The sequence below is a fragment of the Psychrobacter sp. genome, from assembly GCF_041554015.1.
Classification (GTDB): Bacteria; Pseudomonadota; Gammaproteobacteria; order Pseudomonadales; family Moraxellaceae; genus Psychrobacter.
Map to the genome: position 1 here is coordinate 1 of NZ_JBFFMS010000068.1, position 6,507 is coordinate 6,507.

The following is a 6,507-nucleotide window of genomic DNA, read 5'->3' on the forward strand; positions in this document are numbered from 1 at the left end:
CACCATAGAAAACCTACATTTAAGACCGCACGACTATATTTGAATGAATTTGATCAGGAGATCAAGGATGACTATTGATAACGACGTACTACGTGAACGCATCAGCTTATTAGGCTCATTTCTAGGAGAGGCGATTTCTCGGCAAACGGGCGAACAAACACTCAACACGATTGAAACCCTACGCCAAGGTTTTATCCAGCAACGCCGGGCGCCTAACGCAGCGAACCAGCAACAACTCATCGACTTTATTGCCTCGTTAGACAACCAAACCTTAAAAAATGTCATCCGCAGCTTTTCTATCTATTTCTTCTTAGCCAATCTCAGTGAAGAAAATTACTTACGAGAACAACGTCAAGCCTTGCGTATGCAATCGGAACATAGCTGGGAAGGCTCGTTTCGGCGTACGCTGCTTGAATGTCGTGAGCGCAATATTGAACCCGCCCAAATGCAAGAGCTGATTGAGCAACTAAAATTTATCCCAGTATTCACCGCCCATCCGACTGAAGCGCGTCGCCGTACGACGATGAATCTATTGCAGAGTTTATTCAAGCATAGCGATGCTTTGAATAATCTTCCTGAAAACAGTTTCGCCTATGAGCAAGCGAAAGAACAAACGGCGCAAACCATTGATTTATTATGGTCATCTGATGAAGTACGGACGCGTAAACCTTTAGTCTATGACGAGATCAATAATGGCCTGCATTATTTCAATGCCAGTTTATTCAGCGCCATTCCCAAAGTTTACCGTAATATTAAAGACGCCATTGTTGATATCTATCCTGAGCTAACAGACTATCCCTTACCGGCGTTCATGAGCTTTGGTTCTTGGATCGGTGGTGACAGAGATGGCAATCCCTTTGTCACTCATGACACCACAGAAATGGCCGTATTGATGCATGCCAATACCGTCTTGCGTCACTATCAAGTGTTGATCAAAAAATTGCGTCGTGAACTGATTCACAGCGATACAATTGTCGCTATCGAACCTGACGTGTATACAAAAATTGAAAGTTATCGTGAGCTCGACAGACGAGTCTTTGATTACAATACTGACGATTACAACAATGAGCCGTACCGAAGACTGTTATCGATTATTCTTGCCAAAATAAAATCGACTAATAGCCATATTCAAAGCAAAGGTAGTGATAGCGAGGCTGAAAAAGATGCTTACACCAATCCGCAAGAATTGTTAGAAGATTTACGCATCATTCGGAAAAGTGTCAATACTCACGATACGGCACATGGCGAAGGCTTATTACTTGATATGATTCGTTTGGTCAAAACCTGTGGTTTTCATTTGGCAGCGCTCGATATTCGTCAAGAGTCCTCTTATCATAGCGAGGTGATAGCCGATATTTTTGCCAATGCCTCTAATCTGCCAGATTATCAAATGCTCACTGAAACTGAGCGCCAAGAATGGCTAACGCGCTTACTTGAAAAGCCCGGTACACCGCTCATTTATACCGATAACTTGAGTGATAAAACACGCGAACAATTGGCTTTGATGAACTCTGTGGCAACCTTACGTAAACTGGTCGGGCAAGATACTTTCGGCAGTTACGTCATATCAATGACCAATAACGCCAGTCAATTATTAGAAGTGTTACTACTCATGCGCTTTGCAGGCTTATGTACAGTGAATGACGAAGGGCAACTGTCCGCTGACTTACCCGTCGCACCCTTGTTTGAAACCATCGAAGACCTTAAAAATATCGATAAGATTTTACCTGCCGTCTTGGATAATCCGCTTTATCGAGGGTTGCTGCAACACTTAGATAACACGCAAGAAATCATGCTGGGTTATTCAGATTCATCAAAAGATGGCGGTATTATCACCTCTGCATGGCAGCTGTATAGCGCGCAGCAAACCATTAACCGTATCGCTGAGGAATATGGTATCAAAACCCGCTTGTTTCATGGCCGTGGTGGCTCAGTCAGTCGTGGTGGAGGCTCAACCCATAAAGCAATTGCGGCGCAACCTGCCGGTACACTGCATGGGCAAATCAAAGTGACCGAACAAGGCGAAGTTCTTTATGCCAAATATGCCAACACTGATACTGCGGTATTTGAGCTGACCATGGGTATCACTGGCACGCTCAAAGCTTGCTCCTCAAAATTTGTAATACAACCGCCTGAGTTGCCACATTACGAAGCACTCTTTGCGCGTTTAGCAGACGCGGGTGAACAGCATTATCGTCAGCTGACTGACCATACCGAAGGCTTTTATCAATTCTACTCACAAGCGACGCCAGTGGCAGAAATATCTTTATTAAATATTGGTTCACGTCCGTCGCACCGTAATAAAGGCCTACCAAGTAAAACCACTTTGCGTGCCATTCCTTGGGTATTTGGTTGGTCATTAGCGCGCTTTACACTGCCAGCTTGGTATGGCGTTGGCAGTGCACTGCATAGCGTCATCGATGATGAAGCATTAATGAAGGAAATGATAGACTACTGGCCATTTTTTAACGTGTTTATTAGCAATATTGAAATGGCGTTTACTAAGTCTGATATGAGTATTGCTCATGCCTATAGCCAATTATGTGACGATGAGACTTTACGTGAACAGATTATGAAAGCGGTGACTGACGAGCATGAGCTGACTTATTCAGGTTTAAACTCCCTGCTTAATCAGACCTCATTATTGGCGCATCAGCAGAATCTTGCCGCTTCCCTTGAATGGCGAGATGCTTATTTGGATCCAATTAACTATATACAAATCGAGCTGTTAAAACGTGCCAGACAAAAAGATGCTACTGGTAATGACGGTGATCTTGCTTTTGAAGATACTTTAGTACGCAGTATCAATGCTTTAGCAGCAGGTTTGCGCAATACGGGATGATTGCTAGAGAAGTACATTCAGATACCTAAATACATTACTTTACTCTAATCAACTTAGGAAGGTTGAAGAAGTGTAGGGTTAACTAATTTAGACATTCAGCTATACTAGTAGCTGAATGTCTGTATGAGGAACTAATCTTTATCTTTATAAGAAACGTTATGACAAATGATAATAGATGGAATAAGTCAGTTTTTAGTAGTTCCTTTGAGCTCTAGATTACGGATGCAGATGTGGGTGAGTTTCTATCGTCAGGCTGCCTAACTAAAATATATCAAGTTTGTTTATATAGATTTGACTATAGGGGTCAATAATTTTAGAGGCTAAAGATAAAGATCAGAACATGACAATTGCTTTGATAATACTTCAATACAAAGCATGTGGGAATCACCGAATAGCAAGTTGGTGTACTGGCAAGATTTGAACGCATTATTGGTATTAATAAGTACATTGAGCTAAATCAAAAATACACTATAGTCCAAAAATATTTAGGCGTACAAAAACCCCAGGCAGATCGTAAGAACTGTTTAACTATAATAGATAGTGAAGTAGGTCAAAGTAAGAACCGAATAATAAGTTGTAGACTATGTGTTGCTATTGAGCTAGAAGGCATTAAACAGATATCATGAACTCAACACCACACAGCCATCATTTAACATAATATACATTATGCGAAAACAAACCAATGGTTTTTAAGATCCGTGAAAATGAGATTTTATCTAGCACCATCAAAAAAACAGCGTTTATATTTCTATCAGAAATTATTTAAAGATGCGGGTATCAATATATTTGTGTTTGGTTATGAACAGCTTTTTAGCAAGTGCGCTCGTAAAGAAGTCCCAGCTTCGTCTAATATGACATCCGCCACTTGGCACACAGCAGCATCGCATGATAATTCATAATATACATCATTGCCTTGCGCTAAGCTGACTTGAACCAAACCTCTAGTCGTCACCGAAAACTGTTTGTCTTGAGTATAATCAGGATCTTGAGAATTCCACAATACATCATAACCGACATGACAGGACGTCTGCTTTCGAGCAAAATACTCTTGCTCACGCTGCATAGCAGCTTTTAGATCCGGATTGGCATACTGTAGCAATACCACTGGATTATCCATTCCTTCGTTATTCACATCCTGCTGATACATCTTAGCGATAGTATCAATTTTCATAACAAAAGCTGTCTGTAACGGCTGCGTTAGATTGGCGGTCGCCTTGATAGCGGAAAACCCCATTATGAGCGCCAATGCCAAAAGTATCATTTTTTGCATGGCATCCTCCATGAAATATGACGTTTTAAGTATTATATTCATTAAATCACATACAAACTACGGCTTTACTGCTTGATTGTGTCTATCGGGTTTAATAAAAAATACTGTTTACATAGCACCATTATAAACTTTGCTGCGTTATGAGTATTATTGATTGGTAAATATGCAGTGGTTTTAGTAGGTGTTTTAGATTGACTTAAATAAGCTACGATAAGGATATTGTTATGATGCCGTCTACTCGTTTTAATATGTCTCAGTCTTATCTTTATAAGCTCTCAACTGCAGCGGGTTTTGCTTCAATGCTAGCAATCACCGGTTGCCAGTCCTCTGCTGAGTCCAGCGCCAGTACGCCAAATCAATCAACCGGTAACTCATCTATCCCTGTCGTCTCAGATATGAGCCAGCAAACACTCAAACAGCAAGCAATGCGTATCCAGCGCGCCCTTGCCAACAATGATTTTTCTAGAATCACCAATGATATCCATCCGACACGTGGCGTACGTTTTTCAATGTATGCTTATGTGCGCCCTGACAAAGACAAAGTCTTTAGCCGTGAGCAATATGCTCAATACTTGCAGCAGTCAAAGATTCGTTTTACTTGGGGCGAAAAGGATGGTACAGGTGATTTATTGATTACGCCACTACCGACATATTTGCAGACCTGGGTTGATGCTAAGAAGTTTAACAATGCCCATATCAAAATCAATGAGTTCGAATCTCGCGGCAATATGATTAATAACATCAAAGATATTTACCCAAAATCAGATGTGGTCGATTTTTATTATAAAGGTACAGCCAAATATGATGGTATGGACTGGCGCGGTATGCGTTTGGTATTTGATGACTATCAAGGTAAACGCTATTTAGTGGCTATTATCAACGATCAATGGACGGTTTAATAACAGTGTAAATACATGATATTTTAAGAAATTTTTATTAAAAAAGGGCAATGTACCGTATATGGTGCACTGCCCTTTTGGTTTTATGTTATTACTATATATTCAAATTTTAATATAAATGATGTTAGCGTTTGGAGGCAGTTACAGTGCCCAAACTACCTATCATCACTTTTGAATGGTGTCTCTTGGCGCATAACCAAAGTATTGCTTATATATACGTGAAAAGTAACTTTGATCAGCATAGCCTACTCTGTGCGCGACCTCGTCTATAGTCACATAGCTTTTGCTCTTCAAAATATGATTGGCCTGCTTTAAACGCAGCTCCCTAACCCATTCTGAAAAAGTATAAGGCAGATCAAAAAACAGCTTATGTAAGTATCTGGCAGAGATATGACAAGCCGCCGCGACTGCCTTAGGAGTCAGATCAGAATTTGCCAAGTTTAGATTTACATAGTGCTCGATGCGCTTTAAATGCACCGATTTTATACAGGATATACTGCTCATCATCGCTTCTTTTGGTGCGCTTAGAGTCAGGATAATAAGATTTAGCAGTTGCTGCTCTAGTATTTTAATCTCCAATTCAGCCAACTGATGATTATGAATAAGCGTCAGTATTTGCTTCATTTGAAACACAAGTAGCCTGCCAGCACCTTCATCAATCGTTAAGCTGCGTGCAAACTGCCGCTCTATGGTGGACATTTGCGCTGTAAGTAATACTAATGGCACTTTGATTACATACAGTGCCGCTTCCTGCAGATGATAAAACTCATAAGGTAAGCTTGACAGCTCAATAAAGAATTGACCGGGTTTAGAGGTCAGCTGCCGTCCTTTTTGGGTAAAACGAACATCGCCTGTCAGAGGAAAGGTCATTAAAATACTGTCATCACTATAGCCAGCGCTCTGTCTGCCGCGATTATAGTGCACAGTATTAGCATGATAGTGTGAGACGCCTATCTCCAAAAGCTTAGCGTGTTGCAAAAAACCAGAAAACTTATTCGGTTGCCTAAAACTCACATCAAGATTAAAATAAGTCTCATTGATGGTATATTTCCAGTCAAAAGCATCTAAAGTCTGCACTTTATCTGTTGCTGGCATCTCTAACCCTGAGGCGCTTAGAAGATTTTTATTAATTGGTGAATCATGTGCAGCGATGTCATTTGTCTTATCTTCCAGCAAGATTTGATTAGAAGTACTTTGATAGCAATTTGGCTTTTGATTTGCAGTCATCCTTGAATACTCAATATATGGTATACAACTGTACTGATATCCTATCAGTTATTGATCAATAATCCTCTTTTATATCATAAAATAATAAAGGCTTCAGGCATTAAATACTCTTTAATGCCTGAAGCCTCTAGTTGGTTTTACTTAACAACCTACCTTTATGCTGCTCGAGTCAGCTTATAAGTGCCAGTCTCATGCAGCTCTGCTTGCCAGCCATTTTTAATGACCACGGTAGTGGTTGGCTCTTGAATAAGTGCAGGACCTATGACCAC

General features: G+C 40.6%; 4 protein-coding genes. 2 read left to right on the plus strand and 2 right to left on the minus strand.

From position 1 onward, the window contains the following. Positions 1 to 67 precede the first annotated feature (67 nt). Positions 68 to 2,842, plus strand: coding sequence for a phosphoenolpyruvate carboxylase (ppc, locus tag ABYU67_RS11665; RefSeq protein ID WP_372845387.1), 2,775 nt, complete (start codon positions 68 to 70; stop codon positions 2,840 to 2,842). 796 nt (positions 2,843 to 3,638) lie between these two features. Here the strand turns inward: ppc and ABYU67_RS11670 are convergent. Beyond that, positions 3,639 to 4,112 carry a hypothetical protein gene (locus tag ABYU67_RS11670; protein ID WP_372845389.1) on the minus strand — a complete coding sequence of 158 codons (474 nt, stop codon included), beginning with the start codon at positions 4,110 to 4,112 and terminating at the stop codon, positions 3,639 to 3,641. Positions 4,113 to 4,336: 224 nt separating this feature from the next. Here ABYU67_RS11670 and ABYU67_RS11675 point away from each other — a divergent pair, with 224 nt between their 5' ends. Continuing rightward, on the plus strand, positions 4,337 to 5,011 hold the full coding sequence (locus tag ABYU67_RS11675; RefSeq protein WP_372845391.1) for a hypothetical protein: 675 nt from the start codon (positions 4,337 to 4,339) through the stop codon (positions 5,009 to 5,011). A gap of 165 nt (positions 5,012 to 5,176) precedes the next feature. On the opposite strand, the gene ABYU67_RS11680 is transcribed toward ABYU67_RS11675, so the two are convergent. Beyond that, positions 5,177 to 6,238 (minus strand): AraC family transcriptional regulator, encoded by a 1,062-nt coding sequence (locus ABYU67_RS11680; RefSeq protein ID WP_372845393.1) that lies wholly within the window; start codon positions 6,236 to 6,238, stop codon positions 5,177 to 5,179. Positions 6,239 to 6,507 lie beyond the last annotated feature (269 nt).

Excerpts from the sequence above, each read along its gene's own strand:
- ppc (WP_372845387.1), top strand. The coding sequence starts at position 68 with ATGACTATTGATAACGACGTACTACGTGAACGCATCAGCTTATTAGGC.
- ABYU67_RS11670 (WP_372845389.1), bottom strand. The coding sequence starts at position 4,112 with ATGCAAAAAATGATACTTTTGGCATTGGCGCTCATAATGGGGTTTTCC.
- ABYU67_RS11675 (WP_372845391.1), top strand. The coding sequence starts at position 4,337 with ATGATGCCGTCTACTCGTTTTAATATGTCTCAGTCTTATCTTTATAAG.
- ABYU67_RS11680 (WP_372845393.1), bottom strand. The coding sequence starts at position 6,238 with ATGACTGCAAATCAAAAGCCAAATTGCTATCAAAGTACTTCTAATCAA.